This is a genomic window from Amycolatopsis sp. NPDC051758, from assembly GCF_044453095.1.
Taxonomy (GTDB): Bacteria; Actinomycetota; Actinomycetes; order Mycobacteriales; family Pseudonocardiaceae; genus Amycolatopsis.
This window is the reverse complement of record NZ_JBITCJ010000004.1, coordinates 693,921-720,856: the sequence shown is the minus strand read 5'-3', so window position 1 is coordinate 720,856 and position 26,936 is coordinate 693,921. Positions and strand designations below refer to the sequence as shown.

Here is a 26,936-nt window from a genome sequence, read left to right as displayed (position 1 = left end):
AGGTTGGTTGAGCGGGTCGCCGCTTACGTTCCGGGCTTCCCCGCGCACCGCACGTCGCTGTGGCATCGTGGCGCGATGCGGATCTTGCTCGTCGAGGATGAGCGGCGGCTTGCCGAAGCCCTGCGGGCCGGGCTCAGCGCCGAGGGATATGCCGTCGACGTCGCGCACAACGGGCGGGATGCGCTGTGGCACGCCACCGAACACCCCTACTCCGCGATCATCCTCGACATCATGCTGCCCGGCCTGAACGGCTACCGCGTCTGCCGGCGGCTGCGGGACCAGGGTGACTCGACCCCCATCCTCATGCTCACCGCCAAGGACGGCGAGGACGACGAGATCGAGGCCCTCGACACCGGCGCCGACGACTTCCTCCCCAAGCCCTTCTCCTACGCCGTCCTCCTCTCGCGCCTGCGTGCCCTCATCCGCCGCGGCGGCGCCACCCGGCCGGGGGTCCTCAAACTGGGGGATCTCGAGCTCGACCCGGCTGACCGGACCTGCCGGCGCGGCGCCGCCGACATCACCCTCACCGGCAAGGAGTTCGCCCTCCTCGCCTACCTCATGCAACGGCCGGGGCAGGTCGTCACCAAGGCCGAGCTGCTCGACAACCTCTGGGACTTCGCCGCCTCCGCGACCGCCAACCTGGTGGAGGTGCACGTCAGCGCGCTGCGGCGCAAGATCGACGTGCCGTTCGGCGTCGAGACCATCCGGACCGTCCGCGGCGCCGGCTACCACGTGGTGACGGCGGGTGCGTAGCTTCCTGCGCTCCACCCGCTTCCGCGTCGCGGTGACAGCGTTCGCCGCCTCGGGCGTCGCGCTCGGGGCCATGTCGGTGTGGTTCGTGCTCCAGGCGCAGGACCGCCTCGAAAACGCGGCCACGCAGATCGCCTTTTCCCGCGCCGAAGCGATCGTGCAGCTGCTGAACACCGGCGCCCGGCCCGCCGACCTGCCGCTGCTCGTACGCGATTCGATCTACGAGATCACCGACCGGTCGGGGAACCGGGTGGCGTCCTGCCCGGCACTGCGCGGAGCCACGTTGGCCGGGTACGACGCCGACATGACGCTGCCGCCGTACGTGATCGACCGGGCCGATCCCGCGTCCGTCGGCTGCGCCCCCGAGCTGGGCGGAGCCGACGACCCCCTGACCTTGCACGTCATCCACGAGGTCAGCGGGGACAGCAAGTACAACGTCTTCGCCGGCGTCCAGATCGATCCCGAGGGTCAGGCGGCCGTCGACTCGGTCCGCACCGTTCTCACCTTCGGTGTCCCCGCGGTCGCACTGCTGATCGGCGTGATCGCGTGGCTCGCCGTCCGCCGCTCGCTGCGCCCGGTCGAGGCCATCCGCGGCGAGGTCGCCGAGATCGGCGCGCACGACCTGAGCCGCCGGGTGCCCGCCCCGCGCACCGGCGACGAGATCGCGCGCCTCGCGGGGACGATGAACACCATGCTCGCCCGGCTCGACGAGGCCGTCACCCGCCAGAGCCGGTTCACCTCCGACGCGTCGCACGAGCTGCGCACGCCGCTCGCGTCGCTGCGGACGCAGCTGGAGGTGCTGCTGGCCCACCCCGACCGGCTCGACTGGCGCCACGCCTGCGAGAACGCGCTGCTCGACGTCACCCGGCTGCAGGACCTCGTCGCCGACCTCGTGCTGCTCGGCAAGCTGGACCACGCCGGCCCGGACCGGCTCGAGCCGGTGGCACTGTCCGAAGTGGTCGAGGCAGTCGCGGCCGGCCGGGCGGAGATCGAGGTCAGCGGGGCGCCGGTGGTGCACGGCCACCGGTCGCGGCTGGAACGGCTGGTCCGCAACCTCGTCGACAACGCGGAGCGGCACGCGACCTCCCGTGTGGTCGTCACGGCGTCCGTTGTGGACGGACAGGCGGTGCTGACGGTCACCGACGACGGCCCGGGCATCCCCGAAGCCGACCGCGAGCGGGTCTTCGACCGCTTCGTTCGCCTGGACGACGCCCGTGCCCGCGACGAGGGCGGTTCCGGGCTGGGCCTGGCGATCGTCGCCGACATCGCCCGCGCCCACGGCGGCACGGCCGAGGTCGAAGCCGGGAGCCGGTTCGTCGTCCGGCTGCCGAAGCTGAAGACGTCTTAAGCCCGCTTCAGGCTGGGTTCAGCGGCCAAGATCGACGCTGCCGCCATGATCATCTCTTGGCGGCCCCTCGACCACGCCGAATACCGGTCGTCGTCGTGGTTCCCCGGCCTCACCGGCCTGCGTGCGCTCGCCGCGCTGGCCGTCGTGTTCTTCCACTACGGCGGCCCGGTCGTCGACCGGCTGCAGGGCTGGATCGCCGTCCAGCTGTTCTTCGTGCTGTCCGGCTTCCTCATCACCACGCTGGCGCTGCGGGAAGAGGACCGGGGCCGGATCTCGTTGCGCGACTTCTACGTCCGCCGCGTCTTCCGGATCATGCCGGTGTACCTGCTGCTGCTCGGCTTGACGGCGCTGGCGGTGACGCTCGCCGGGGCGTACCACAGCAGCAGGCTCGCCGACGCGATGCCGTTCTACCTGACCTTCTTCAACGAGGTCGTCGACTACAACACGCCGTACCCGACGTCGTGGTCGCTGGGCGTGGAGGAGAAGTTCTACCTCGTCTGGCCCGCGCTGCTCGTGCTGACGTCGTTCGCGAGGACGGGAAAAACCGCGCTGCGCCTGCTGATCGGCGCGGGCGTGGTGTCCTTCGTCGTTCTCGTGGCGCTGCCGCTGGCGCCTTCGCAGCAGTGGGCGAGCCTGTCGGTGCACTACTGCTCACTGGTCGTGGGCTGCCTGCTCGGGCTGATGCTGCACCACCCGCGCGGGTTCGCCGTGTTCCGGCCGCTGACCAGCCCGGCGGCGGCGGTGCTGGTCGCGCTGGGGTTCTGCGTGCTGCAGCTGTCGGTCAAGCCGCTGGGACAGGCGCTCGGCGGGTACTGGCAGTTCGTCGTCCCGATCTACGCCGTCGGGTCGGCTTTGCTGCTGGTCGCGGCGGTTTCGCAGGGTCCGGTCCGGCGGTTGCTGGCGAGCCGTCCGCTGAAGTTCATCGGCGATCGGTCGTACGCGCTGTACCTGGCGCAGACCGGCGCGGCGGGCGTGACCGGCCTTCTGTTGCCGAGCGGTATCGCGAAGGCCGTCGCGACGTCCGCCGTCGCGCTGCTCTTCGCTTGCGGGTTGCGGCGATGGGTCGAGCTGCCCGCGATCGACTTCGGCCGTCGCCTGCTGACAAGACGGGCCCCTGCCGAAGTACGACAGGGGCCCGTCCGGGTGCGGTGACGCTCAGGCGAGGACGGTGGCCAGCGCCGTGTGCGGCAGGTCGTGAGCCACCGCGACCGGGGCGTTCGTCAGCGCGCCCGCGTGCGTGTTGAGGCCCTTCGCCAGCGCGGCGTCGGCCTGCAGGGCGGCCTTCCAGCCGTGCTCGGCCAGCTGGACTGCGTAGGGCAGCGTGACGTTCGTGAGGCCGTAGGTCGACGTCCGGGGCACCGCGCCCGGCATGTTCGCGACGCAGTAGAAGACGGACTCGTGCACGGTGTAGGTCGGGTCGTCGTGCGTGGTCGGACGCGAGTCGGCGAAGCAGCCGCCCTGGTCGATCGCGATGTCGACGAGCACGCTGCCCGCCTTCATCCGCGAGACGAGCTCGTTCGAGACCAGCTTCGGCGCCTTCGCACCCGGGACCAGCACGGCGCCGATGACCAGGTCGGCCTGCAGCACGGACTCCTCGACCGACAGGCGGTTCGACGTCACCGTGCGGATGCGGCCGCCGAAGTCGTTGTCGATCTGGCGGAGGCGGTCGACGTTGGTGTCGAGGATCTCGACGTCCGAGCCGAGGCCCAGCGCGACGCGGGCCGCGTTGATGCCCGCGACACCGCCGCCGATCACGACAACGCGCGCCGGGTGCACACCGGGGATGCCGCCGGGCAGGACACCGCGCCCGCCGCTCGGCTTCATCAGCGAGAACGCGCCGACCTGCGGGGCCAGCCGGCCCGCGACCTCGGACATCGGGGCGAGCAGCGGCAGTGCGCCGGAAGCGGTCTGCACGGTCTCGTAGGCGATCGCGGTGGTGCCGGCGGCCAGCAGCGCGTCGGTCAGCGGCCGGTCGGCGGCGATGTGCAGGTAGGTGAACAGCACCTGGTCGGCACGCAGCCGCGGGTACTCCTCGGCGATCGGTTCCTTGACCTTGAGGACCAGCTCACCCTCGGCCCAGGTCTCGTCCGCGGTGGCGAGGATCTTCGCGCCGGCGGCGACGTACTCGTCGTCGGTGATCGAGGAACCCACACCGGCACCGGTCTCGACGAACACGTCGTGCCCGCGGCCGACCAGCTCGTGCACACCGGCCGGGGTCAGCGCGACCCGGTACTCGTGCTTCTTGATCTCACGGGGAACGGCGATACGCACGGTCGGCCTCCTGGGTCGGTCTGCGTCCGGATTTGGTGCGGTGGTGCCACTCACGGTGAACCACCCGGACGGCGGTGTCATCGTTCTGGCCGGACAGTTCTTCGGGGGATTCGTAGTGCTGCTCGGACAAGACCGTTGACCTCGACCGCGCTGGAGGTTGCAGCGTGAAGGCATGAGAGCTGTGTGGTTGCGGGAGTTCGGCGGGCCCGACGTGCTGGTCCCGGGGGACGCGCCCGACCCGGTTGCGGGGCCCGGCCAGGTGCTGGTCGAGGTGGCGTTCGCGAACATCACGTTTGTCGAGACCCAGGTGCGGGCCGGGACGGGACCGTTCCGTCCGATGCTGCCGATCGTCCCCGGCAACGGTGTCGGCGGCGTGATCAGCGCGGTCGGCCCGGGCGCGGACCCGGGGCTCGCCGGCCAGCGGGTGGTCACCTCGACCGGCGGTTCCGGCGGGTACGCCCAGCGCGTCGCGGTCGACGCGGCCGCGGTGTTCCCGGTCCCGGACGCGCTGGCGCTCGACGCGGCGGTGGCGGTGCTCGCGGACGGCCGCACCGCGACCGGCTTGGTGCATGCCACCAGGGTGGGCCCGGGTGATCGAGTCCTGATCGAAGCGGCGGCAGGGGGCGTCGGCAGCCTGCTGGTGCAGCTGGCGAAGACGGCGGGCGCTTCGGTGGTCGGCGCGGCGGGCGGGCCGGCGAAGCTGGCCCAGGTCCGCGAGCTGGGGGCGGACTCGGCGGTCGACTACCGCACGCCGGACTGGACGTCGGGGATCGGCGAGTTCGACGTCGTCTTCGACGGCGTGGGCGGCCCGATCGGCACGGCGGCGTTCGGCCTGCTGCGCAGTGGCGGCCGGATGGCGGTGTACGGCCTTGCGGGCGGAGCGTGGGCCGAAGTGTCCGAAGAGGACGCTGCGGCGCGCGGGGTGTCGCTGGTGCGGTCGATCGGCGGCCCGGAGGAGATGCGGGCGTTCACGGAGTCCGCGCTGGCGGAGGCGGCGGCCGGCCGGCTGGTGCCGGTGATCGGGCAGCGGTACCCGCTGGAGAAGGCGTCCGACGCGCACGCGGCGATCGAATCCCGGGCCACGGTGGGAAAGACGCTGCTGGTCGCATGAGCGAGTTCGACGTCGACGAGTTCCTCGCGCGCCCGCTCACCGCCCGGGTCGCGACGGCCGGGCCGACCGGGCGGCCCACCTGGTACCTCTGGGAAGACGGCGCGTTCTGGATCCTCAGCGGCCCGTGGTCACGCCTGCCCGGGCGCGTCCGGGCGCGGCCGCGGCTCGCGCTCGTCGTGGACGTGTGCGAGCTGGACACCGGGGTGGTCCGCCAGGTCGTGGCGAGCGGCGACGCGGCGCTGCGCCCGTTCGACGTCGCCCGCGGGCGGCGGAAGCTGGTGCGCTACCTCGGGCCGGACGAAAGCCGCTGGGACCCGCGGTTCCGCGCCTACCTGCACGACGACGATCTCGGCACCGTCTGGGTACACCTGCGGCCGTCGCGGCTGGTCGCCAAGGACCTCAGCTACCAGGTGTCGTGAAGGGCACTTGAGGGACTCCGGATCGGCTCAGCTCCAGCGCAGCGCCACCAGCTGCGTGATCAGCGCCAGCCGGACGTCGGGGTCGTTTAGGTCCAGCGGCACCAGCTCGAGCAGCTTCCGCATCCGGTAGCGCAGTGTGTTGGGGTGGATCCGCAGCTCCCGCGCCGCCGCGCGCGGGTCGCCGGGGTGGCGAAGCCACTCGTACAGCGTCTCGACGTAGCCGGCCTTGCTCGTTTCGTCGTGCGCGCGCAGAGCGCTCAGCGGGCCGAGCTCCGCGACCTTCGCCGCGGCCGCCGCCGTTGCGCCGCGGTGCAGCGTCAGCACCGTCCAGGCTTCGTCGAAGGTGATGACACGCGAGTCGAGGATTTCGGCGCGCAGCAGGCCGAGGGCTTCGTCGGCCTGGGCGCGTGACGCCGAGAGGTCGCCGATCTCGCCGGGGGCGCCTGCCGCGGCGCGCGGGGCACCGCTGCGACGAGACGGTCCCGTCGCGACGAGCGCCTCGCGCAGTTCGGCCCAGCCGCCGGGGCCGGGACGGTCCGGGACCACCGCGTAGAGCAGCCCGCCCAGCTCGGTCGCCACCGGCCGGCTGCCGATGCCCTGGGAGATCCGCTCGAGCAACGCCAGCCGCAGGCCCTCGGCATCACGTCCGTCGCCGCCGGTGACCTCGATGACGACCACGCGGTGCGGCTCGTCGGACAGGTCCAGCTCGGCCATCGCCTTCCGCGGGTTCGCGCGGCCTTCGAGCACCCCGCGCAGCAGCTCGGCCGACGCGCGGCGCTGCGCGTCGGTGTGCGCGCGGCGGCGCAGCAGGTGCAGTGCGACGACCGGGGCGGCGTCGGCGAAGGCGGCCGCGCGCTCGTCGGACACCGGCCCGGCGACCACCGCCCACATCGACCCGAGCAGCTCACCGCCCATCCGGATCGGCACGATCAGCCGCGGCAGCGTGCCGTCGCGCTGGGCGGGCACGAAGATCGTCTGGCGGCCGCGCGACAGCTCGCGGAACACCCCGCGCGACCGGAACCGCGCGAGCACGTCGTCCGGGATGCGGCGGCCCATGATCGTGGCGACGCGCGCGGGGTCGGTGAGGTCCTGGCGCGCGGAGTAGGCGAGCACGCGCGAGTTGGTGTCCTCGATGGTCACCGGCGCGTCGACGACGCTCGCAACCGCGTCGGCCAGCCGGAACAGGTCACCCGAACCCGGATCGAGGTCTTCGGACTCGTCGGCGAGGGCGTCGAGGACGGTCCGCAGCAGCCACACGAGCTGCGCCCACGACGTCGCCGCGTGCACCTGGATGAGTGCGATCCCGCTCGCCTTCGCGGCGCGCTTCACGGCCGGCTTCCCGGCGACCGGCGGCTTGAGCAGCACGGCGGCGGCACCCTGCCCGGCACTTTGTTTCACCAGCTCGGCGGCGTCTTCGGGCCCGGTGGTGGCGACGCCGAGCACGAGGTCCCCGGCGGCGAGAGTGACGGCCCCGCCGGGCTCGGCGATGACCACGTCGGCCACCGCGGGCGAGTCGTCGGGCAGCAGCAGCGCGTGGAGCAGCGTCGGCCCCACCCGGTCGACCACACTGCGCACCGACACCACGGGGTCATTCTCGCGGAGCCTCGCCGGGAAAGCTCGTTAAGGTCGCGGGGGTGACCGATGCCCGGCGGATCGTCGAATCCGGCTACGACCGCTCGGCCGAGCGCTACCTCGAGTGGAGCGCGCGGATCGAGGACGACCCGCGGCTGCGCTTCCTGGCCGAGCTGACGGACCGGCGCGGCGACGGCGCCGCGGTGCTCGACCTCGGCTGCGGCGCGGGTGTGCCGTGCACGGCGCTGCTCGCCGAGCGGCACGACGTCCTCGGTGTCGACTTGTCGGCAACGCAGCTCGGCCTCGCGCGGCGGAACGTTCCCCGGGCGCGGTTCGAGCAGGGCGACATGACCGGGGTGTCCTTTCCGGACGCGAGCTTCGACGCCGTCACGGCGTTCTACTCCGTGCTGCACGTGCCGCGGGAAGAACAGGGCGCCCTGTTCACGCGCATCGCACGCTGGCTCCGGCCCGGCGGCTGGTTCCTCGCCGCCCTGGGGTGCAGCGAGGCGAACGGCGTCGAGGCCGACTGGCTCGGCACGCCGATGTTCTTCAGCAGCTACGCGCCGGACGTTAACCGGCGTTCACTCGCGGCAGCGGGCTTCACTTTGGTCGTCGACGAAGTCGTGACCATGCACGAGCCGGAAGGCGAAGCGACGTTCCACTGGGTGCTCGGGCGCCGCTAGACGTCGTGCGGCTTGCGCGCGTCGATGTCCTCCGGCGTGTACTGCTCCCGTTTGGTCGTCAGCGCCCACCGGTGCCCGTCCGGGTCGACCACTCGCCCGTAGCGCTCGCCGAAGAACATCTCTGTCACCGGCGCCTCGACCGTCGCCCCGGCGAAGACCGCGCGGCGGGCCAGGTCGTCCGGGTCTGCCGTCTCGAGCGTGAGCAGCATCGGGGTGCCGCCGATCGTCGACGGCGCCAGCGCGTCCAGGGCGGCGATCTCCTGGCTGACCAGCAGCCGCGCGTCGCCGACGGCCAGCTCCACGAACAGCACCGTGCCGTCCGGCAGCACCGTGCGGAACAGCTCCACCGCGCCGAACGCCTTGGTGTAGAAGGAAAGCGCGCGGTCGACGTCGCGGACGAACAGGTGCGGCACCAGGCCGAGCGGTCGGCTCACGCCGACTCCCGGCCGGCCAGCAGGCCCGCGTCGCCGGCCGCGGCCACGAGGCGACGCAGCAGCGAAGCTTCGTGCGATGCGGCCTCGCGGCCCGCAGGCGTGATCCGGTAGTAGCGGCGGCGGGAGTCTTCGCCGGGGAGCTCCTCGGCCAGGCCGTCGGCGGCCAGCCGGGTCAGCGTCCGGTAGAGCGTGCCGGGCCCGAGCTGGACGGCGCCGTCGGTCACTTCGGCGACGAAGCCCATGATCCCGTAACCGTGCGCGCGCCCGCCCGGCCCGGCGGCGAGGGCCAGGAGCACCTGGAACGCCGCGGGGGTCAGCGGGTTGCCGTCGGCCATGGGGGCAGCCTACACTCCGCTCTGGTTATATCCACGGTGGATATAGAGAGGCGGGGTCATGCCCATCCAGGGAGTCAGCAAGGTTGTGGTCGGTGTCGAAGACCAGGCGCGCGCCAAGGAGTTCTGGTCCGAGGTGGTCGGTTTTGCGATCACGACCGACGTGCCCTACGACGACGAGGGCCGGCGCTGGGTCGAGGTGACCGCGCCGAACGGGACTATCCTCGTGCTCAGCGAGAACCCCGAGGACCGCCCCCGGAGTGGCAGCGACCAGCTGCCGACGTCGAACTTCTTCTTCCACGCCGACGACGTCGAGAAGACGTACGAAGAGCTTTCGGCGAAGGGTGTGGAGTTCCCCGCGAAGCCGGAGAAGCAGCCGTGGGGCTGGTGGTCGATGTTCACCGACTCCGAGGGGAACCGCTTCGCGCTGCAGCAGGCCTAACGCGACAGGACCGCCTTCAGGACCCGCCACAGCTCGCCCGCCGGGTCGTCGGACGGCGCCGGTGAACGCCAGGCGACCACACCGTCCGGACGCACCAGCGACGCGCCGCCGGCGGAAAGGCCGTACCGCGAAGCGAAGACGTCGTCGGTGATGACGTGGCAGTCGAGGCGGATGCCGGTTTCCGCCGCGACGTCGGCCGCGGCGTGCCGCCAATCGTCGCCGGTGCACAGCAGTACCCACGAGTGCCCGAGAAGATCCACAGTGGACGCCAGGCCCGGCGCCCGGAAGCCGGGCCGGCCGGTCGGCGCGAGCACGTCCTCGACCCGCTCGCCGTCGTCCGGCTCCTCCGATAGCACCGCCGTCGAGCGGTAGCGAAACGCCAGGATCGCGGCGAGCGGGTCCTCCGCCTTGGTGAGTCCCGAGACGTCGAGATCGGGGTGCATCCGCTGCTTCATGTTGTGCAGCGACGTGTCGATGATCATCCGGGCGATCGGCTTCCGCTCGGCTTCGTAGGTGTCGAGCAGCGCCGGACCCGCTTCGCCGCGCAGCACCGCGGCGAGCTTCCACGCGATGTCCGCGCCGTCGCCGACCGCCGTGTTGCCGCCTTGCCCGCCGGTCGGCGGGGTCACCTTCGCCGCGTCGCCGATGAGGAAGACCCGCCCGGACCGGAACCGGTCGGCCAGGCGTGCGGCGATCTCCCAGGAACCGACCCAGACGATCTCCGGTTCGAGGTCCGGCAGGTCGGTGGCGGCCCGGATCATCGCGACCAGCCGGTCGTGGGGGAAGTCCGCCGGGGTCTCCCCGCGAGCCGGGAAGTAGTCCGGCGCGAAGACGTACCGGTTCGGCACGTCGGTGTTGACCAGTCCGGCGGTGAAGTCCCCGTGCTGCAGGTAGAACAGGTCGGTCACGCCGGCCTGCACGCGGTCGCCGAGGTCGGCGTCGAACACGACGCCGAGGCAGTGGCTCAGCGCGTCGAGGCCGGTGGTCCCGATGCCCAGCCGCTGCCGGATGCCGCTGCGGCCGCCGTCGGCCGCGACGACGTAGTCCGCGCGCACGACTGTCTCCTCGCCGGAGTCCCGGTGCCGCAGCGTCGCGGTGACGCCGTCGTCGTCCTGGGCCAGCTCGACCAGTTCGGTCCGGAACCGGACCCGCGCGCCGGCCTTCTCGGCGTGCGCCAGCAAGATCGGCTCGACGACGTCCTGGCCGGCCATGCCGGCGGGCATCGTCGTCGCGGCCGAGACGTCGAACTCGCTGCCGTCCTCCACGAGCCGGTGCAGCACGCGCCCGGCCAGGCTGGTCGCGACGGTGATCCGCAGCCCCTGCGACGCCCGTGGGCTCGCCGCCAGCACGTCCCGGTCGATTCCTGCCCAGTGGAACAGCTCCATCGTGCGCCAGTTCTGCCCGGCGGCCCGCGAGTGGACCGACGTTCCGGCGTGCCGCTCGACGGCCAGCACGTCCACTCCCTGCTGCGCCAGGAACAACGACGCCGACAGCCCACCCAGTCCGGCCCCCACGACCAGCACCTGTACCCGCTCCGCCACGACTACCTCCATGTCCGTGAATCTCCCTTGAAAAGTATCTTAGACACAAAGATATGTGGTCGGCAAGCAGGGTAGGCTCTCAGGACGTGGGAACGGTTGGGTACTCCGTTCGGCCGAAGTAGCTTCGGGCCAGCAGTCGCCAGATGAACCCCTTGAGCCGCAAGGAGAACCGATGAGCGCGGACGACACCTCGGCGTGGTCCTTCGAGACCAAGCAGATCCACGCGGGCGCCGCGCCGGACCCGGCCACGGGCGCGCGGGCCACGCCGATCTACCAGACGACGTCGTACGTCTTCCGCGACAGCCAGCACGGCGCCGACCTGTTCAGCCTCGCCGAGCCCGGCAACATCTACACGCGGATCATGAACCCGACCCAGGACGTGCTGGAGCAGCGGCTCGCGGCGCTCGAAGGCGGTGTCGCGGCGCTGGCGTTCGCGTCCGGCTCGGCCGCCACCACGGCGGCGATCCTGAACCTCGCGGGCGCGGGTGACCACTTCGTCTCGAGCCCGTCGCTCTACGGCGGCACCTACAACCTCTTCCACTACACACTGCCGAAGCTCGGTGTCGAGGTCACGTTCATCGACGACCAGGACGACCTGGAGCAGTGGCGGGCCGCGGTCCGGCCGAACACGAAGCTGTTCTTCGCCGAGACGCTGGCCAACCCGGGCAGCAACGTGCTCGACATCCGCGGGGTCGCCGACGTCGCGCACGAGGCCGGCGTCCCGCTCGTCGTCGACAACACCGTGCCGACGCCGTACCTGGTGCGCCCGATCGAGCACGGCGCCGACATCGTCGTCCACTCCGCGACGAAGTACCTCGGCGGCCACGGCACCACGGTGGCCGGCGTGCTGGTCGACGGCGGCACGTTCGACTTCGGCAAGGACCCGGCGAAGTTCCCGGGCTTCAACGAGCCGGACCCGAGCTACCACGGCCTCAAGTACTGGGAGGCGCTCGGCCCCGGCGCGTACGCGGCGAAGGCACGTGTCCAGATCCTGCGCGACACCGGCGCGGCGATCGCGCCGCTCAACAGCTTCCTGATCCTGCAGGGCATCGAGACGTTGTCGCTGCGCCTCGAGCGGCACGTCTCGAACGCGCAGGCGTTGGCCGAGTGGCTGGAGCAGCGCGACGAGGTCGAGAAGGTCTACTACGCCGGCCTGCCGTCGAGCCCGTTCTACTCCGCGGCGCAGAAGTACCTGCCGCGCGGCGCGGGCGCGGTCCTGTCGTTCGACCTGCGAGGCGGGGTCGAGGCGGGCCGGAAGTTCGTCGACGGCACCGAGCTGCACAGCCAGCTGGTGAACATCGGCGACGTCCGCAGCCTGATCGTGCACCCGGCGTCGACCACGCACAGCCAGCTCAACCCGGCGGAGCAGCTGACCAGCGGCGTGACGCCGGGCCTGGTCCGGCTCGCCGTCGGGCTGGAAGGGCTCGAGGACCTCAAGGCCGACCTGGAGGCGGGATTCCGGGCGGCGAAGGCTGAACTGTGACGGCTGAGCCCGTCACCGGCGCCTGGCGGATCGGTGATCCGCCGGGCCGCCGGCAGTTCGTCACCGGCCCCGGGCTCACGCTCGAGGCCGGTGGTGTGCTGCCTGCTTTTTCGCTCGCGTACGAGACGTGGGGGACGCTGAACTCCGACGCGTCCAACGCGGTCCTCGTCGAGCACGCGCTGACCGGCGACAGCCACGCGGCCGGGCCCCTCGTGCCCGGGCACCCCAACGCGGGGTGGTGGGACGGGCTGATCGGGCCCGGAAAGGCGTTGGACACCACCGAGTTCTTCGTCGTGGTCCCGAACGTGCTCGGCGGGTGCCAAGGGTCGACCGGGCCGTCGTCGCCGGACCCCGACGGGCAGCCGTGGGGCAGCCGGTTCCCCGTGGTGACCGTGCGGGACCAGGTGGCTTCGGAGGCGGTCCTGGCCGACCACCTGGGCATCACGCAGTGGGCAGCGGTGGTCGGCGGATCCATGGGCGGGATGCGCGCGCTGGAGTGGGCGGTGACGCTGCCCTCACGGGTGGCGTCGGTGCTGGTCCTGGCGTCGACGGCGCAGGCGTCGGCCGAACAGATCGCCTGGGCGGCACCGCAGCTGCACGCGATCCGCAGCGACCCGTTCTTCCACGGTGGTGACTACTACTCGGCGGCTTCGGGGCCCCAGCTCGGCTTGGGGATCGCGCGGCGGATCGCGCACGTCACCTACCGCAGCGAGCCGGAGCTGGCCCGGCGGTTCGGCCGGACCCACCAGGGATCCGAGGATCCGTTGCGGGGCGGGCGGTTCGCCGTCGAGTCCTATTTGGACCACCACGCCGGCAAACTGGCCCGCCGGTTCGACGCGAACAGCTACCTGGTGCTCACGGAGTCGATGAACACCCACGACGTCGGCCGCGACCGCGGCGGCGTGGCGGCGGCGCTGAGCCGCGTGACGGCTCGCGCGGTGATCGGCGGGGTCGACAGCGACCGGCTCTACCCGCTGTACCAGTCCGCGGAGATCGCGGCGGGGATCGACGGGGTGGCGGAAGCCGCGGTGGTGTCGTCGCCGTACGGCCACGACTCGTTCCTCATCGAGACGGAGCAGATCGCGGCGCTGGTGAAGGCCCTGCTGGGTTAGCGGCCGGCGACACGTTCGCCGAGGCGCACCAAGCGGTTCGCGACCTTCCGCGACGCGCCGGCGGCGTAGTCCCCGAGCCGTTCCGCGGCCTTGTCGGACAGCTTCGCCACCCGCCAGGCGACGTCGTCCGCGCGGTCGCCGGCTTCGTCGCCGACGGTGGTGATCCGGTCGGCGAGCCGTCCGGTGCCGGCGGCGAGCAGATCCTTGAACACCATGACTTTCCCCTTTGCCTAGAGCATCCCGGCGCGGCGCCACAGCACCGCGCTCGGGCCGCCGATCAGGTTGTTGTCGCGCAGGAAGCCCACCAGCTTCCGAGCCCCGAAGGCCAGCGTCTCCCGCCGGTGCGCGCTGGTCCGCGCCGCCTCGACCGCGACGCCGGGATCGATCCCCGCGCGCAGGTACTGCCGCGGCCGCGACAGCAGGCGGGACATCAGCAGCGCCCCGACGGCGACCACGATCCGCGCGAACTCCCTGCGCCACCAAGGCGCGTCCGCGAGCTCGCGGACGAGGTCGTCCCGCGCGTAGCGGACGTGCCGGGCCTCCTCGGTCACGTGGATCCGCATCACCGCGCGCACCACCGGCTGCACCGACTCGTCGTCGAGGTGCTCGCGCTGCAGCGCGTCGAAGATCTCCTCGCCGATGAGCGTCGCCACCCACATCGCCGGCCCGTGCAGGATCGCCGGGAGCGCCTGCGCCGAAAGCTGCAGCCAGCGGTTGTTGCGGTACGGCCGCCCGCCGACCCGCTCGATCAGCGTCGCGAACATCGTGGAGTGCCGGCATTCGTCGGCGACCTCGGTCAGCGCGTAGTGCACGTGCCGGGTCGTCGGGTCCTGCCGGTAGGACGCGCGCAGCAGCATCTGCATCAGGATCAGCTCGAACCAGATCCCGACGCTGACGGTGTTCACCAGCTCCTGCCGCGACAGCTCGATCCGCTGCTCGCGGCTGAGCGTGTCCCACAACGGCGTGCCGTACAGCGAAACCAGCCGTTCGGGGATGAAGAACTGGTCTTCGTTCAACGGCGCGGCCCAGTGGACGTCGACGTCCGGGTCGTAGGAGAGCCGGGCGCTCGACTTGAGCAGCCGTTCGGCCGTGGCTTCACGATCACCCATCCGCGCCTCCTGTGTCCTGAAACACTAGAACGCATGAAACAAGTTCCGTCAAGTTGTAAAGTCGCCTAGGGTTGGGGTCATGCGCGACCTCCTGAAACACGCGCTCGAAGCCGAACTGCCCGGCGACGAGACCGCGGAACGGATCATGGGCGCGGCGCTCACCCAGGCCGAGGACTTCGGGCTGCGCCGGTTCACCGTCGACGACGTCGCGCGCCGGGTCGGCCTGTCGCGGGTGACGATCTACCGCTACTTCCCCAAGAAGGACCAGCTGCTCAGCGCGTTGATCCTGCGGGAGATGAAGCGGTTCCTGACGAAGGTCGACGCCGTGGTCGAGGCGCAGGGGACACCGGAGGAGAAGCTCATCGAGGGGTTGAGCTTCTCCCTGGGGTACCTGCGCGGGCACCGGCTGCTCAACCGGCTGCTGCGCACCGAGCCGGAGCTGATCCTGCCGCACCTGACCGTCCAGGCCGGCGGCCTGTTCGCGGCGGCGCGCGCCCGGATCGCGGCGCACTTCCACGCGGAGATCGCGGCCGGCCGGCTCGGCCTGCCCGCCGAGGACATCGACGGCATGGCCGAGCTGCTGATCCGCATCGTCGTTTCGCTGGTGCTGACCCCGGACACGGTGCTCCCGGTGGACGACGACGTCCAGCGTCGCCGGCTCGCCGAGCTCTACCTGGCCCCGATCGTGCGGTCCCTGCGCCCGGCCTAGTCCGAGACGGCTTCCGAGATCCAGGGCGCCACCGGCAGGTCGCGGTCGATGCACTCCACCGACAGCCGGATCGTCCAGCGCAACGCCTGCAGCACCAGGCTGTCCACTTCGTCCGGAGCTGCGTTGGCGAGGGCGATTTCGACCTGCTCCTGCGCCGCCTCGGTGTTGCCGTGCACCTCGGCGAGCAGCGTCCGGACCGCGGTCCGCACCGGCGGGTCGGCCTGGTCGATCGAGACCTCTTCGCCGTCTTCGTCGAAGACCTGGACCTTGACCGGCGCGCTGCCGCCGTCGCCGAGGGTGGACACCATCGCGCTGCACTCGCCGAACAGCAGCAGCATCAGCGCCTTGGTCTCGTCCGCCCGGGCCTGCGGTTCGACGGCCGTCGGGGCGACCTCGACGAGGGCCTCGGCGTCGTCGCCGACGCTCAGCGCGGTCAGCGCGCGCTGGGCCTTCTCGACGAGCCGCTCGTTCCAGTCCGGATCCACGTGCCCCATCAAACACCAGCGACGGCACTCGTGGGGATACCTTGATCCGGGTCGGTCACCCGGCCGCGCGGAGGGCACCCAGCGCGAGCCGGCAAAGCAGTTCGGCGAGTTCTGCGTCACCGAGATGGCGGTTGTACGGTGTCGAGTTGATCAATCCGAACACGGCGTGTGCCGCCGACCGCGCCTGCCGTTCTCCCAGTTCCGGCACCGCTTCGCGGATCGCGCGGACCCACACCTCGACGTACTGGCGCTGCAGCGCGCGCACCTGCTTGCGGTCGGCGTCGGCGAGGTTCGCGAGGTTGCGCTCCTGGACGGTGATCAGCGCGGGGTGCGCGAGCGCGAAGCCGACGTGGAACGCCACGAGCCCGGTCAGCGTGTCGTCCGAGGAGCCGGGCCGGTTCGCCCACGCCGTGCCGCCGTCGAGCAGGTAGTGGCTGATCGAGTTCAGCATCTCGCCGAGGATCGCGTCCTTGCTCCGGAAGTGCCGGTAGAGCGCCGGGCCGGAGATGCCGACCGCGGCGCCGATGTCGTCGATCCCGACACCGTGGAAGCCGTGGTGGGCGAACAGCTCGGCGGCCGCGGAGAGGATCTGCTCGCGTCTGCTCGCCTTCTCACCGTTCACGAGTGGCGTGGGGTTGGCCGGCATCTGAACATAGTAGAGCCGCAGGTTAGCGAGCGCTAACGTCGGATTTCCCCTGGTCGCGGTCTATGACGCTGGTCACACGTCGAGGCGTGGCCGCGCGCACGCAGGATGAGCGTCCGCTTGCCGGCCCTCGGCGTTCGCCGATGTAACGCTGGTGGATCGCCGGTGGACCCGGCCGTTCCAAGCTGTCCGGCAGCCGAACGGAGGGGTGGGCATGACCGAATCGAAGATCAAGGACTGCGCGGAGGTGGCCGGCCAGGTCGCGGTCGGCGCGGCGGCGTTGGCCGCGCTCTTCGCGGTGTGGGGCGCGGGCACCGCCGAAGCGCGACCGATTCCGGTGGACGCGGTCGACGGAAGCCCGGCGCCCGCCGCGCCCAAGCCGGCCCCGAAGGCGCCGGTGAAGGCCGAGACGCCGAAGGAATCGGCCGATCGCGAGACGCGGAAGTTCGAGAACGACATTTCGCGTGACCAGAAGCAGCAGCAGGAGAAGAAGTCGGACGACGACCGCGAGACGCGGAAGTTCGAGAACGACATTTCGCGTGACCAGAAGCAGCAGAAGAAGGAGTCGGACGAACGCAAGTCCGACGAAGACCGCGAGAACCGGAAGTTCCGCAACGACGTCGACCGTGATGAGAAGCACCAGCAGAAGGAAAAGGAGAAGGAAAAGGAAGACAACGAGGACGCCGACCGCGAGAACCGCAAGTTCCGGAACGACATCGACCGTGACGCCCGGCAACAGGAGAAGGAGAAGGAAGCCGAGCGGAAGTCCGACGACGAACGGGAGAACCGGAAGTTCCGGAACCAGATCGTTCAGGACCGCGAGGCGGATGCTCGGCGCAAGGACGCCGACCGGGAGAACGACCGCTTCCTCGCCCAGGTCGAGCGGGACCGGCCGAAGGACACCACGCCCAACGGCACCACGCGTTCGGTGAAAGCCTGGGAAACCGCCCAGCAGGTGGCCAAGGACGCCGGCGCCGCGCGGGCCACCGCCTACGACCTCGCCGCCACCCGCAACAAGGGCGCGACCGGCTCCGTGCGGGCCTGGGAGACCACCGCGCAGCTCGCCGACGAGGCCGAGCTCGCCGCGCAGAAGCTGGAGTACGTCCGCGACGTCGGCCTGCCCCAGACCCCGCTGCCGCCCGCGTCGTTCAAGTACAACCGGAACGTCACCTCGCCCAACTACGGCGGTGACGCCGCCGAGACCATCGAAGGTGTCGACTGGCAGCGGTTCCCGGGGGCGCCCGGCGGCATCCCGGTCGGCTTCACCAAGGACGGCTCGAAGGTCGTCGTGGTGAAGGACCCGATCACGCCCGAAGCGCCGCTCTCGCCCGAAATGATGAAGTACCTCGGGGCCGGCAACTTCGTCGAGCGGGGCGTGACCGCGGACGGCAGCACCGTGCTCGTCCTGCACCCCCGCACGCACATCGACGACAGCGCCGACGACCTCGCGGCGCAGTGGGACAACGTCGTCAACGGGCGGATCGAAGGGCCGGACGACGTCGGCCGGGCCGTCGGCGGCACCATCGCCCTGACGCTCGACCGGACCATCGGCCTCGGCCAGGGCGACCTCTACGGCGCCGGCAAGAAGTGCCAGGACACCGGCGACTGCGGCGACTCCGTCAAGGAGGGCGGGCTCGCCGCATTGTCGGTCGTGCCGGTCGGGCGGGCCGCCGGCCTCGTCGGCAAGGGCGCCGCCGCGACGGGCCGGCTCGCCGACCGGGTCCTGCCCCCGGCGATCACCGCGATTCCCGGGCGGGCCGTCGACGGGGCGAGCACGGCGTTCGCCGCCGCCAAGGCCAGTCCGATCGCCACCTACGTGCCCGACGTCGCCCGGGCCGGCGCGGCCAAGGTGAAGGACGCGGCCGCGCGGGTGCCCCTGGTCCAGACCGGTGCCGCGCTGGTGCGCCCGGTCGCGGCGAGCGTGCTGCCCAAGGCCCAGCGCGCCTTCGACGTCGCCAACAAGGTGCCGCCGATCCGGTACGCGCTCTACCAGCACAACGTCGACAACACGATCGACGAGTTCGGGCGGGTCAAGGACTGCGTCGAGGGAGACGGCTGCGGTCCCGCCGCGACCGGCGCCGGGCTGCTCGCCTTCGACCTGGCCAAGGGACGCGGGCTGACCGACGCCTACCGCGACGCACCCGGCTGCGCGGACGGCCACACCTACGCGTGCGTGATGACGGGGCTGGACGCGTTGGCTGCCCCGTCGGTCAACCGGCCGGCGAAGACGTCGGCGAACGGGGCCGAAGATCTCCAGTTGCCCGGTGCCGTCAATGACGTCCGTGGTAAGAAAAACTGCGTCTCCTGCGCGATCGCGGGTGACTCGACCTTGGCCGGCCACCCCGCGTCCGCGATCAAGCTCGACCCGGACGAACCGATCCCGGACGGCCTGAGGCTGATCCAGCAGTACGCGGGCTCGACCTGGTACGCGGTCAGCGGACGTGCGTCGATCGAAAGGCGGCTCCTCACCGCCGGTGAAGGCGCCCGGGCGATCGTCTACGGCGGCAATGGCAGGAAGGCGCACGTGTGGAACGCGATCGTGCAGGGAGGCAGGGTAAACTTCGTCGACTTCCAAGGCGTGGGCCGGAACGGCCCCGCCGCATTCGATCCGTGGAAAACCTTCTACTTCGTGAGGACGAACTGACGTGGTACTGCAAGATGCCTTCGATGCGGCTCAGCGATTTCTCGACGGTGGGATCCGAGTCCGGCATGCCGTCGAGATCGTCATCAACGACTGCGAAAAAGTTCCCGAGGGCTGGGCGTTCTACTACGACAGCCGAGCATTCCTCGAGGAGGGCGATATTCTGTCGGCGCTTGCCGGAAACGCACCGGTGATCGTTCCGGAGTCCGGGGAGCCTTATCTCGGCTCGATGTTCGAGACCGAGTGACAACTGATGTTGCCCGGCGGCCCGGTGCTGCGGGTGACGACCGACCACGGCCGCGGTGCGGGGTGCGAAACTGGTGGCCGAGGACCCGCCACCAGACAGGACCGCGCCCCGATGACGATCGACCACCCGCTGGATGACCTCGTTCCCCTCGGGGACGGGCCCGTGGCCACCGTGCTCGCCGGGGTCGCCGAAGACGGGCAGAGCGCGTTTGCGCTCAAGGTCTTCCCGGGGCCGTTGCCGCGGCGGGTGCGCGGTGAGCTCGACCGGGAGCTGGCCCGGTTGCGCCCGCTGGCCGGCCGGGCGCCGCTGCTGGTGCCCGATGCCGTCGACGCTTTACCCGACGGGCGGGCGGTGCTCCGGATGGCGCTCTGCACGCAGTCGCTGACCGAGCTCGTCGGCAGTGCCGGGCCGCTCGACGGCGGTGACGTGCTGGCCCTCGGCGAGGCCGTGGCGGTCGCGCTGGCCGCGCTGCACGGCGCCGGGGTCGTGCACGGCGGGGTGTCCCCGGGCAATGTCCTGTTCGGAGCGGAGGGTGAGCCACTGCTCGCCGACGCCGGGACGGTGCTGCGCGAGGCGTTCGCCGGCGACGCCGGGCCGCCGGGGTACCGCGCGCCGGAAACCCTGCGCGAGGCGGTCGTCGACGAGCGGACCGACCTGTACGGCCTCGGTGCGATGCTCCACTTCGCCCTGACCGGCCACCCGCCGCACGGGGAGCAGCCGTCCGGCGACCCCGCCGGGTACGTGCTGCGGATCCTCAACGAGCCGGTCCCGCGGCCCGCCCGCCCCGACGTCCCGCCGGAGCTGCTCGACCTGGTCGGGGCGCTGCTGTCGGCCGACCCGGCGGGCCGGCCGATCGACGCCGCCTACGTCGCGGATCGCCTGGCCACCGCCGGGACGGCCCCGGTTCCGGCGGCCGCGCCGCCGTCCGAGCGCGCGCTCGTCGCCGTCGCCGGCGCCCCGGCGCGGCCGAAGTCCTCCGGACGCATCGGGCTGCTGATCGCCGTGCCGGTGATGATCGCCGTGGTCGTCGCGGTCGCCGTGATCCTCCTGCGTGACGAGCCGGCGCCGCTCGTGCCGCCGGCCGGGCCGCCGCCCGCCCCGGTCCCCACGGCCGCGCCGCCCGCCGCGCTCGTCCTGGACGCTCCGGCGGACCAGGGGGCCACCGTCGAGCTGACCTGGCACGCGGACGGCGCGCAGCTCCAGTTCGCCGTGGTCGTGGCGGCCGAGGGCGCGCCGTCGGTGACCCGCTTCACCGGCCAGGAGCGGACCCTGCGGGAGCCGGTGACCCCGGGGCTCAAGTACTGCTTCCTCGTCCAGGCGACCGACGGTGTCCACACGTTCCAAAGCGCGTCGCGGCCGATCCGCGGCGCGACCTGCAACCGGTGATCAGCGCCGGCTGAGCAGGGTGCGGGGATCCAGCGCCGCCCGGACCCGCGAGGCCACGCTCCCGCCCAGTCCGGCGCGGACGTCGGCGACCGCGCGCCACGCCGCCGCGGGCTCCTCGCCGACCGGCCGACCTGTCCACAGTGCACTGTCCACAAGGGATGCCAAGGTGCGGAGCGGGGCCGGATCCGGCACTAGCCTGGCGTAGTCCCGCACGGTCATCCCGTCGGTGACCTGGATCCGGTGGTCGCGCAGCCGGTCGCGAACTTCTTCGTACGCGCCGAGCACGCTCGCGGCGCCGGGCCGGCGCCGCCGCCGGCGTGACCGCACGGCCTTGGCGCCGGGCACCCCGGCGAGCACGACCGCGGCCACCGCACCCAGCACGATCAGCACCGTCCCGACCGGGAACCGGAACGACGACGAGCCGGCTGCGGGCTGCCCGGCGCCACCCGGTTCCGGGGGCGCGACCGGAGGATCCCGCAGCTGCTCGGACGGCGGGAGGGACGCCCGCGCCTTCGCGGCGAGGGCGGAGGCACCCGAGGCCGGGCCCGCGCCGGTCGCGGCCGCACCGCCCCCGGGGTCGAGCGGCACCCAGCCGGCGCCCTTCACCGCGACCTCCGGCCAGGCGAAGACGTCACCGTTGCGGACCGTGTAGCCGCCGTCGGCGTTGCGGCCCGCCGGGAGCCGGTAACCCACGACCACGCGGGCCGGGATGCCGACGCTGCGGGCGAGGACGACGTAGGCGGTGGCGAACTGCTCGCTCGTGCCGCGCTTGCTCTCCAGCAGGAACTCGCGCAGCTGCGGCCAGCCGTGGCCGGTGGGCAGCTCCGGGCCGACCGCGCGGCGGTAGTTCTCGCGGAAGAACCGTTCGAGCACGAGCGCGCTCTCCAGCGTCGGGCGCAGGCCGCGCATCGCGCCGGCGGCCAGTTCGCTGATGCCGGGCGGGATCGTGCCGATCCCGCCGAGGCCGCCGTCGGCGGCCGGGTCCACGCGGGAGCCGGTCGCGCCGGCGTCCGGGGCCCACCAGCTCAGCGTGTAGTCGACGGCTCGTCCGGGTGCTTCGGCGAGGAGGGAGCCTTGGCGCTCTTCGACCAGTGGCGCGGTCCCGGAGACCGCGGCCGGCGCGGACTGGCTGGGCAGCCACGGGCCCTGGCCGGGGCGCACCGAGATCGTGGCGGTCTCCCGGTGCACCGGCACCGTGAGCGCCCGGGGCGGCGCCAGCTCCCGGCCGAGGCCGCGGTAGTCGTCGCCGGACCGCCACTCGACGCCGTCGAAGTCGTCGAGGACGGCCAGCGGCCACCGGTCCGCGTTCGCCGGGCCCCGGACGTCGAAGACCGGCTCGGCCGGCTTGGCCAGCCGCGCGGCGATCCCGTCGAGCGGGCTGGCGGTCCGGACGTCGACCGCGGCCGGCTGCCGGTCCTGCAACGAGGGAGCCGCCTGCGACGGCAGGAGTCCGGCGAGCGCCGCGGCCACCAGCGCCGTCACGCCGAGCGGCACGGCGGTGGCCAGCGTGCGCCCGGCGAGCCGCCCGGCCGGAAGCAGGGCGGCCACCACGCAGGCGCCGTAGGCGAGCGCCGCGAGCAGTGCCGTCCAGCCTGTCGCGGCCGAGAACAGCTGGCTGACCACAACAACGACGGCACTCGGCGCGAGCGCGAGCAGCGGACGGCGCAGCCGGGTCAGCAGCTCCAGCCCGGCCGTGCCGGCGAGCACGACGAGCAGGGGCACGAACAACAGCAGTTCCGGTTCGGCACGTGCCGGCCAGGTCGACCGCAGTGCCGCCCGCCACGACCCGGTCGCGCCGGTGAAGAGCGCGCGCAAGGTGTCCACAGTGGGCAGTCCGGCGAGCGTGGTCGGGAAGAGCACGGTCTCGCTCACGGCCAGCAGACCCGCGACGGCGAGCAGCACCGCCTGCCAGGTGCGCAGCCCCGGGCGCCGGTGGCACACCTCGGCCACCACCGCCAAGACGGCGATGGGCACCAGGACCGGCGCAAGGAGTTCCGGCAGTCCGAACACGGGCTGGAACAGCAGGCCCGCAACCGCGGCCGCGGCGAGGACGGCGAGCCGGGGGATCACGTGGCCTCGTTCCGGCGCGCGACCGACTGGGCGTGCCGTCCCGGAACGGGTCGGGCCGCAGCACCGCTCGCCTCGCGGGCGAGCAATGCGGCGAACGTCGTCCGGAGGCCGAACAGGGCGCCGAGGTCTGCGGCGGTGACCGCGATTCCGGCAGCCGCAGCCAACCCCGGCATCACGCGGCCTCGTTCCAGCGCGCGACCGCTTCGGCGGCGGTTCCGGCACGCAGCACGAGCAGCCCCGGGACCGATCGCGCCGCACTCCGGCCGGCCGGATCGAGCTCGAGCACGAACATCGCGGCGAACCCCGGCCGGAGCCCGGCCAGCGCACCGGGCTCCGCGGCCGCGGTCACGACGGCGAGGCAGCCGCCCCGAGCGTCTCCCCGCAGCAGCGACGCCGGCACCGGGCTCGCGTCCGCCGCGGACTGCCGGACTTCGCTCAGCTCGTCCAGCAGGACCCGCTGGGCCTCGCTGCCCCCGGCGAAGGTCCGGTCGACACCGCCCGTGGTGACCAGCCGGTTGTGCCGGCCGGCCCGGCCGGCCGCGACCAGCAGCGAAGCCGTGAGATCCACGGCTTCTTCGAACACCGCCGGCGGGAACACCCCGTGCCTCGTGTCGAGCAGCAGCGTGAACCGGGGCTGTTCGGGGTCGGCGTAGTCGCGCACCATCAGCCGGCCGGTCCGCGCGGTGGCCTTCCAGTGGAGGTGCCGGACCTCGTCGCCGGGTTGGTAGGGGCGGACCTCGAGCAGGTCGGTCGACCCGCGCAGCGCCTGGTCGGACACAACGCCTTCGTGGTGGTGACGGGGATACCCCGCCGCGGGCGCCTTGGCCGGGTAGCGGCGCGGGTGCACCCACAGCGTCGCCGTGTCCCCGGCGGGCAGCGCGTTGACGGCCAGCCCCAGCGGGTCGGCGCGGTGCAGCCGCAACGGGCCGACCTCCTGCCGGCCGCGGACCGACGTCGGCAGCTCGTACCGCAGGGTCCGGCTCACCCCGGGCAGCGACGGCGGGATCCGGACGGTGCGGGTGAAGCGGCCGGCGCGGTCGGTGGCGAAGAAGCCCGGTTGCCGGCGGCCGCGGGCGGTCGCGGTCAGCCGGGCGAGCGCCGGTTCGCCGCGTGTCACGCGGTCCGGGTGGACCGACCTGGTCACTTCGACCCGCACCCGCCGGACCGTGAGGACCGCGGCGGCCAGCAGGGTGCCGAGGCCCGCGGCCCCGAGCGCGCGCAGCAGGTCGAAACCGAACCATTCCCCGGCGGAGAAGGCGAGGACGGACAGGAGCAGGACGGCCCACCCGCGCGGGGTCGGTCGTGCGTTCACCGCGCTGTGGTCAGCGGTCCGGGCGCCGGGACCGAGTCCAGCACTTCGCGGACGACGTCGGCGTCCGCCCGGCCGCCGAGCTCGGCCTCGGCGGTGAGGACGAGGCGGTGGGCGAGCACCGGCACCGCGACGTCCTTGATGTCGTCGGGGGTGACGTACGCGCGGCCGTCGGTGGCGGCGTAACCCTGCGCCGCCCGCACGAGCGCGATGCTGCCGCGCGGGCTGGCCCCGAACCGGACGGCGCCGTGCTCGCGCGTGGCCGCGGCGAGCCGGGCGGCGTATTCGCAGATCCCGCGGTCCACGTGCACCGTGCGGACTTCGGCGATCGCCGCGGCCACCGCCGCCACGTCCACGACCGCCGGGAGATCGGCCGGGCTCACGCCCGCGGTGCTGCTCATGATCACCAGGACCTCGGTGGCGAGGTCCGGGTAGCCGACGGTCAGCCGCATCAGGAACCGGTCGAGCTGGGCTTCGGGCAGCCGGTAGGTGCCCGCCATCTCGATCGGGTTCTGCGTGGCCACGACCAGGAACGGCCGGGGCACCTCGTGGCTCACCGCGTCGACGGTGACCCGCTGCTCGGCCATCACCTCGAGCAGCGCCGACTGGGTCTTCGGTGTGCCGCGGTTGATTTCGTCCGCCACGACGATGTTCGCGAACACCCCGCCCGGGTGGAAGACGAAGTCCTCGTCCCGCTGCCGGTACACGGTCACCCCGGTGATGTCGCCGGGGAGCAGGTCGGGGGTGAACTGGATGCGGTGCCACGAGCCGCCGATGCTCCGCGCCAGGCAGTGCGCGAGGGTCGTCTTGCCGACGCCGGGGACGTCCTCCAGGAGGAGGTGGCCTTCGGCGAAGAGGGCGGCGACGGTGAGGCGGATGATTTCGGGTTTCCCGCGCACGACCCGGCCGATGTTCTCGGCGAGCGCGCGGTGGACCTCGGCTGCGGAGGTGGTCACGAAGCTGCTTTCCAGGTGATCGTGGTGGACTTGACGTCGTCGACCGTGACCCACACCTGGCGGCCGACGCCGTAGTAGTAGAAGGCGTCGGCGGTGAGGGCACCGCTCGCGTCGGTCTTGCGCCGGACACCTTTGTTGGAGTACCCGGGGTCGCTGGAGTGCGGCATCAGCAGGTAGGTCGTGTTCGGTGCGAAGCCGGTCATCCTGATGTGCATCCACCCGCAGTCCGGGATGTCCCGGTCCTCGCCGCAGTTGCGGTTCTCGTCCTCGGTCGGACGGGCGCCCTGGGACAGCGCGATCGCCGGCTTCGGCGCCGCGCGGGTGACCGTGGTCGACGCCGCTGCTCCGCGCCCCGCGCCGTTCTCCGCCACCACTCGCACGGTGTAGGTGGCCCCGGCGGTCAGCGTGGGGATCGTGGCCGTGCGCGCGGTGCCGGCGGCGTCGAGCGAACCGGCTCCCGAGCCGTTCGCGAGCGACCACGACACGTGGTAGGCGGTCACCGCGGCGCCGTTGGCCGCGGCGGCCGACCACTGGACGCGGGCCCCGGAACCGGAGACCGTCGCCCGGAGACCGGGTGGCACGCCGGGCGGGGTCGCCGGCTGGGCGGTGACCGGGGGCGGCGCCGGGCGCCGGGTGGGGGTCGGCGGCGGGACCGCGGTCTTCGGAGGACTAGCCGGGTCCGGCCGGCCTGCCGATGGCTTCGGGTCCTGCGACGGCGGCGGGGTGACCGGCGGCGGCACCGGCGCGACCGGCCGGTCCGCACCTGGGTCGTCGCCGACCGCGACGTCACCGACCGAGCCGTCGGGGTCGACCACGACGACGTGCTTCCCGCTGTCGCCGTCGACGTAGAGCCGGTCGTCCTGACCGCGGCTGATGCGCGCCTCACCCGGCTCCGGCGGGATCGCCCGGACGCTGCGGCCGCTGCCGTCCGCGCCGTAGGTGCGAAGCGTGCGGCTGTGCCGGTCGAGCAGAGCGACCGAGTCGCCGGTCGTGGCCGGCGTCGCGTAGTCGCCCGGCGGGACGGCGACGGTCACCGGCGGCGCGGCCGGGCGGTCGCGGGTCAGGCCCGCGGTGTCGACGAGGTGCAGGCGGCTGGTCACGGGATCGAAGACGGCGATGCGGCCCGCGGTGTCCGAGCCGGCGACCCGGGCCGAGGGTGAGACGTCGATCCCCAGGTCGACCGGCTGCTCCAGGCCGACCAGACCGACCAGGCTGAAGGTGCGCGCGGTGGTGTCGACGTAGATCGGTTTTTCCCCCAGCAGGGTGAGCCCACCGGAGTGACCGGCCGGCGTGGCCGCCGGGCAGGCGAGCCGGTCGGCGCCCTTGCCCAGGTCGCAGATCGCGCCGTCGCCCGTCCGGTGCACCCACACCCGGCCGTCGCGGGCGGCGACCGGTTCGCCCAGCGGGCCGCCGGCTGGCACGACCGTCATCGTCGGGCCGAGGCGGACGACAGTGCCGGCGTCCCGGTAGACGAGGTAGGGGCCACCGTCCACTTCGAACACGACCGGGCGCTCGCCGGTGACGGGCGCCGGGATCCCGCCGGTCACCGCGAGATCGGACTTGCCGAACTCCGTGATCCGCGACGGCCCCACGACGTAGGCGCTGGAATCCCCTTGGGCCACCGGAGAACCCGGCGACAGGTCCGGCACGGCGGCCGTTGCGTCGACCGTCCGGCCCGCGCCGTTGACGTGCACGACTTCACCCGCGGCCGCGTTCGCGACCCAGTGCCCCGCCGGTGAGAACGACAGCCCGGCGCCCGGGCTGCCCGCCCCGGTCAGCGCGAGCGTGACGACGACGGCGCCGCCGACCGCGACCAGCGCGGCGGGCAGCCGCGACCGCAGACGTCGGCCGGCTCCCCGCGCAGTGTCTCCCTCACCCACCCG

General features: G+C 72.7%; 27 protein-coding genes. 13 read left to right on the top strand and 14 right to left on the bottom strand.

Annotated elements, in window-relative coordinates:
- Positions 1-75 precede the first annotated feature (75 nt).
- Genes ACIA5G_RS22930 through ACIA5G_RS22920 form a run of 3 tightly spaced genes read left to right on the top strand, consistent with a single transcriptional unit; the run spans position 76 to position 3,250 of the window.
- The gene (locus tag ACIA5G_RS22930) at positions 76-753 is read left to right on the top strand and encodes a response regulator transcription factor (protein WP_395926283.1); all 678 of its coding nucleotides are present in this window, start codon (positions 76-78) and stop codon (positions 751-753) included.
- Positions 746-2,098 (top strand): sensor histidine kinase, encoded by a 1,353-nt coding sequence (locus tag ACIA5G_RS22925; protein ID WP_395926281.1) that lies wholly within the window; start codon positions 746-748, stop codon positions 2,096-2,098. The genes ACIA5G_RS22930 and ACIA5G_RS22925 overlap by 8 nt, the downstream gene beginning before the upstream one ends.
- A 45-nt stretch (positions 2,099-2,143) precedes the next feature.
- Positions 2,144-3,250 (top strand): acyltransferase family protein, encoded by a 1,107-nt coding sequence (locus ACIA5G_RS22920; protein ID WP_395926278.1) that lies wholly within the window; start codon positions 2,144-2,146, stop codon positions 3,248-3,250.
- Between the two features lie 3 nt (positions 3,251-3,253).
- On the opposite strand, the gene ald is transcribed toward ACIA5G_RS22920, so the two are convergent.
- A complete protein-coding gene (gene ald, locus ACIA5G_RS22915) occupies positions 3,254-4,369 on the bottom strand; it encodes an alanine dehydrogenase (RefSeq protein ID WP_395926276.1) in 1,116 nt (371 codons plus the stop codon).
- A 172-nt stretch (positions 4,370-4,541) separates the two neighbouring features.
- Between ald and ACIA5G_RS22910 the strand changes: the two genes are divergently transcribed.
- Both ACIA5G_RS22910 and ACIA5G_RS22905 read left to right on the top strand, forming a co-directional pair.
- A complete protein-coding gene (locus tag ACIA5G_RS22910) occupies positions 4,542-5,480 on the top strand; it encodes a zinc-binding dehydrogenase (protein WP_395926274.1) in 939 nt (312 codons plus the stop codon).
- Positions 5,477-5,899: a pyridoxamine 5'-phosphate oxidase family protein gene (locus ACIA5G_RS22905; RefSeq protein WP_395926272.1), complete on the top strand. Its 423-nt coding sequence runs from the start codon at positions 5,477-5,479 to the stop codon at positions 5,897-5,899. Before ACIA5G_RS22910 ends, ACIA5G_RS22905 begins: the two co-directional genes overlap by 4 nt.
- A gap of 27 nt (positions 5,900-5,926) precedes the next feature.
- On the opposite strand, the gene ACIA5G_RS22900 is transcribed toward ACIA5G_RS22905, so the two are convergent.
- Positions 5,927-7,483 carry a PucR family transcriptional regulator gene (locus ACIA5G_RS22900; RefSeq protein WP_395926270.1) on the bottom strand — a complete coding sequence of 519 codons (1,557 nt, stop codon included), beginning with the start codon at positions 7,481-7,483 and terminating at the stop codon, positions 5,927-5,929.
- A 50-nt stretch (positions 7,484-7,533) separates the two neighbouring features.
- Here ACIA5G_RS22900 and ACIA5G_RS22895 point away from each other — a divergent pair, with 50 nt between their 5' ends.
- Entirely contained in the window at positions 7,534-8,154 is a 621-nt protein-coding gene (locus tag ACIA5G_RS22895) for a class I SAM-dependent methyltransferase (RefSeq protein WP_395926268.1), read from the top strand.
- Here the strand turns inward: ACIA5G_RS22895 and ACIA5G_RS22890 are convergent.
- Both ACIA5G_RS22890 and ACIA5G_RS22885 read right to left on the bottom strand, forming a co-directional pair.
- Positions 8,151-8,588 (bottom strand): VOC family protein, encoded by a 438-nt coding sequence (locus ACIA5G_RS22890; protein WP_395926266.1) that lies wholly within the window; start codon positions 8,586-8,588, stop codon positions 8,151-8,153. The genes ACIA5G_RS22895 and ACIA5G_RS22890 overlap by 4 nt on opposite strands.
- Positions 8,585-8,923, bottom strand: a complete 339-nt coding sequence (locus tag ACIA5G_RS22885) for a PadR family transcriptional regulator (protein WP_395926263.1) — start codon at positions 8,921-8,923, stop codon at positions 8,585-8,587. The genes ACIA5G_RS22890 and ACIA5G_RS22885 overlap by 4 nt, the downstream gene beginning before the upstream one ends.
- A gap of 58 nt (positions 8,924-8,981) precedes the next feature.
- Here ACIA5G_RS22885 and ACIA5G_RS22880 point away from each other — a divergent pair, with 58 nt between their 5' ends.
- Positions 8,982-9,362 carry a VOC family protein gene (locus ACIA5G_RS22880; RefSeq protein ID WP_395926261.1) on the top strand — a complete coding sequence of 127 codons (381 nt, stop codon included), beginning with the start codon at positions 8,982-8,984 and terminating at the stop codon, positions 9,360-9,362.
- On the opposite strand, the gene rdmE is transcribed toward ACIA5G_RS22880, so the two are convergent.
- Entirely contained in the window at positions 9,359-10,915 is a 1,557-nt protein-coding gene (rdmE, locus tag ACIA5G_RS22875) for an aklavinone 12-hydroxylase RdmE (protein WP_395926259.1), read from the bottom strand. The two genes, ACIA5G_RS22880 and rdmE, sit on opposite strands and share 4 nt — an antisense overlap.
- 160 nt (positions 10,916-11,075) lie before the next feature.
- On the opposite strand from rdmE, the gene ACIA5G_RS22870 reads away from it, so the two are divergent.
- Together ACIA5G_RS22870 and ACIA5G_RS22865 are read left to right on the top strand one after the other, a co-directional pair.
- Positions 11,076-12,386 carry a bifunctional o-acetylhomoserine/o-acetylserine sulfhydrylase gene (locus tag ACIA5G_RS22870; RefSeq protein ID WP_395926257.1) on the top strand — a complete coding sequence of 437 codons (1,311 nt, stop codon included), beginning with the start codon at positions 11,076-11,078 and terminating at the stop codon, positions 12,384-12,386.
- The gene (locus tag ACIA5G_RS22865) at positions 12,383-13,498 is read left to right on the top strand and encodes a homoserine O-acetyltransferase (RefSeq protein WP_395926255.1); all 1,116 of its coding nucleotides are present in this window, start codon (positions 12,383-12,385) and stop codon (positions 13,496-13,498) included. The genes ACIA5G_RS22870 and ACIA5G_RS22865 overlap by 4 nt, the downstream gene beginning before the upstream one ends.
- Here ACIA5G_RS22865 and ACIA5G_RS22860 read toward each other — a convergent pair.
- A complete protein-coding gene (locus ACIA5G_RS22860) occupies positions 13,495-13,713 on the bottom strand; it encodes a hypothetical protein (protein WP_395926253.1) in 219 nt (72 codons plus the stop codon). The genes ACIA5G_RS22865 and ACIA5G_RS22860 overlap by 4 nt on opposite strands.
- A 15-nt stretch (positions 13,714-13,728) precedes the next feature.
- Positions 13,729-14,607 (bottom strand): diiron oxygenase, encoded by an 879-nt coding sequence (locus tag ACIA5G_RS22855; protein ID WP_395926251.1) that lies wholly within the window; start codon positions 14,605-14,607, stop codon positions 13,729-13,731.
- Positions 14,608-14,686: 79 nt separating this feature from the next.
- Here ACIA5G_RS22855 and ACIA5G_RS22850 point away from each other — a divergent pair, with 79 nt between their 5' ends.
- On the top strand, positions 14,687-15,316 hold the full coding sequence (locus tag ACIA5G_RS22850; RefSeq protein ID WP_395926249.1) for a TetR/AcrR family transcriptional regulator: 630 nt from the start codon (positions 14,687-14,689) through the stop codon (positions 15,314-15,316).
- Here the strand turns inward: ACIA5G_RS22850 and ACIA5G_RS22845 are convergent.
- The gene (locus ACIA5G_RS22845) at positions 15,313-15,810 is read right to left on the bottom strand and encodes a hypothetical protein (RefSeq protein ID WP_395926247.1); all 498 of its coding nucleotides are present in this window, start codon (positions 15,808-15,810) and stop codon (positions 15,313-15,315) included. The genes ACIA5G_RS22850 and ACIA5G_RS22845 overlap by 4 nt on opposite strands.
- A gap of 46 nt (positions 15,811-15,856) precedes the next feature.
- The gene (locus tag ACIA5G_RS22840) at positions 15,857-16,447 is read right to left on the bottom strand and encodes a TetR/AcrR family transcriptional regulator (RefSeq protein WP_395926245.1); all 591 of its coding nucleotides are present in this window, start codon (positions 16,445-16,447) and stop codon (positions 15,857-15,859) included.
- A gap of 211 nt (positions 16,448-16,658) precedes the next feature.
- On the opposite strand from ACIA5G_RS22840, the gene ACIA5G_RS22835 reads away from it, so the two are divergent.
- The 3 genes from ACIA5G_RS22835 (at position 16,659) to ACIA5G_RS22825 (ending at position 20,718) form a co-directional block, all read left to right on the top strand.
- Positions 16,659-19,088, top strand: coding sequence for a toxin glutamine deamidase domain-containing protein (locus ACIA5G_RS22835; RefSeq protein WP_395926243.1), 2,430 nt, complete (start codon positions 16,659-16,661; stop codon positions 19,086-19,088).
- A 1-nt stretch (position 19,089) separates the two neighbouring features.
- Positions 19,090-19,332, top strand: coding sequence for a YrhB domain-containing protein (locus ACIA5G_RS22830; RefSeq protein ID WP_395926241.1), 243 nt, complete (start codon positions 19,090-19,092; stop codon positions 19,330-19,332).
- A 111-nt stretch (positions 19,333-19,443) separates the two neighbouring features.
- Positions 19,444-20,718, top strand: a complete 1,275-nt coding sequence (locus ACIA5G_RS22825; RefSeq protein ID WP_395926239.1) for a serine/threonine-protein kinase — start codon at positions 19,444-19,446, stop codon at positions 20,716-20,718.
- On the opposite strand, the gene ACIA5G_RS22820 is transcribed toward ACIA5G_RS22825, so the two are convergent.
- The 5 genes from ACIA5G_RS22820 to ACIA5G_RS22800 are packed head-to-tail and all read right to left on the bottom strand — an operon-like array spanning position 20,719 to position 26,933.
- On the bottom strand, positions 20,719-22,788 hold the full coding sequence (locus tag ACIA5G_RS22820; RefSeq protein WP_395926237.1) for a transglutaminaseTgpA domain-containing protein: 2,070 nt from the start codon (positions 22,786-22,788) through the stop codon (positions 20,719-20,721).
- Positions 22,785-22,961: a hypothetical protein gene (locus ACIA5G_RS22815; protein ID WP_395926235.1), complete on the bottom strand. Its 177-nt coding sequence runs from the start codon at positions 22,959-22,961 to the stop codon at positions 22,785-22,787. The genes ACIA5G_RS22820 and ACIA5G_RS22815 overlap by 4 nt, the downstream gene beginning before the upstream one ends.
- A complete protein-coding gene (locus tag ACIA5G_RS22810; RefSeq protein ID WP_395926233.1) occupies positions 22,961-24,100 on the bottom strand; it encodes a DUF58 domain-containing protein in 1,140 nt (379 codons plus the stop codon). Before ACIA5G_RS22810 ends, ACIA5G_RS22815 begins: the two co-directional genes overlap by 1 nt.
- Positions 24,097-25,053: an AAA family ATPase gene (locus tag ACIA5G_RS22805; protein ID WP_395926231.1), complete on the bottom strand. Its 957-nt coding sequence runs from the start codon at positions 25,051-25,053 to the stop codon at positions 24,097-24,099. The genes ACIA5G_RS22810 and ACIA5G_RS22805 overlap by 4 nt, the downstream gene beginning before the upstream one ends.
- Positions 25,050-26,933 (bottom strand): fibronectin type III domain-containing protein, encoded by a 1,884-nt coding sequence (locus ACIA5G_RS22800; RefSeq protein WP_395926229.1) that lies wholly within the window; start codon positions 26,931-26,933, stop codon positions 25,050-25,052. The genes ACIA5G_RS22805 and ACIA5G_RS22800 overlap by 4 nt, the downstream gene beginning before the upstream one ends.
- Between the last annotated feature and the right edge of the window lie 3 nt (positions 26,934-26,936).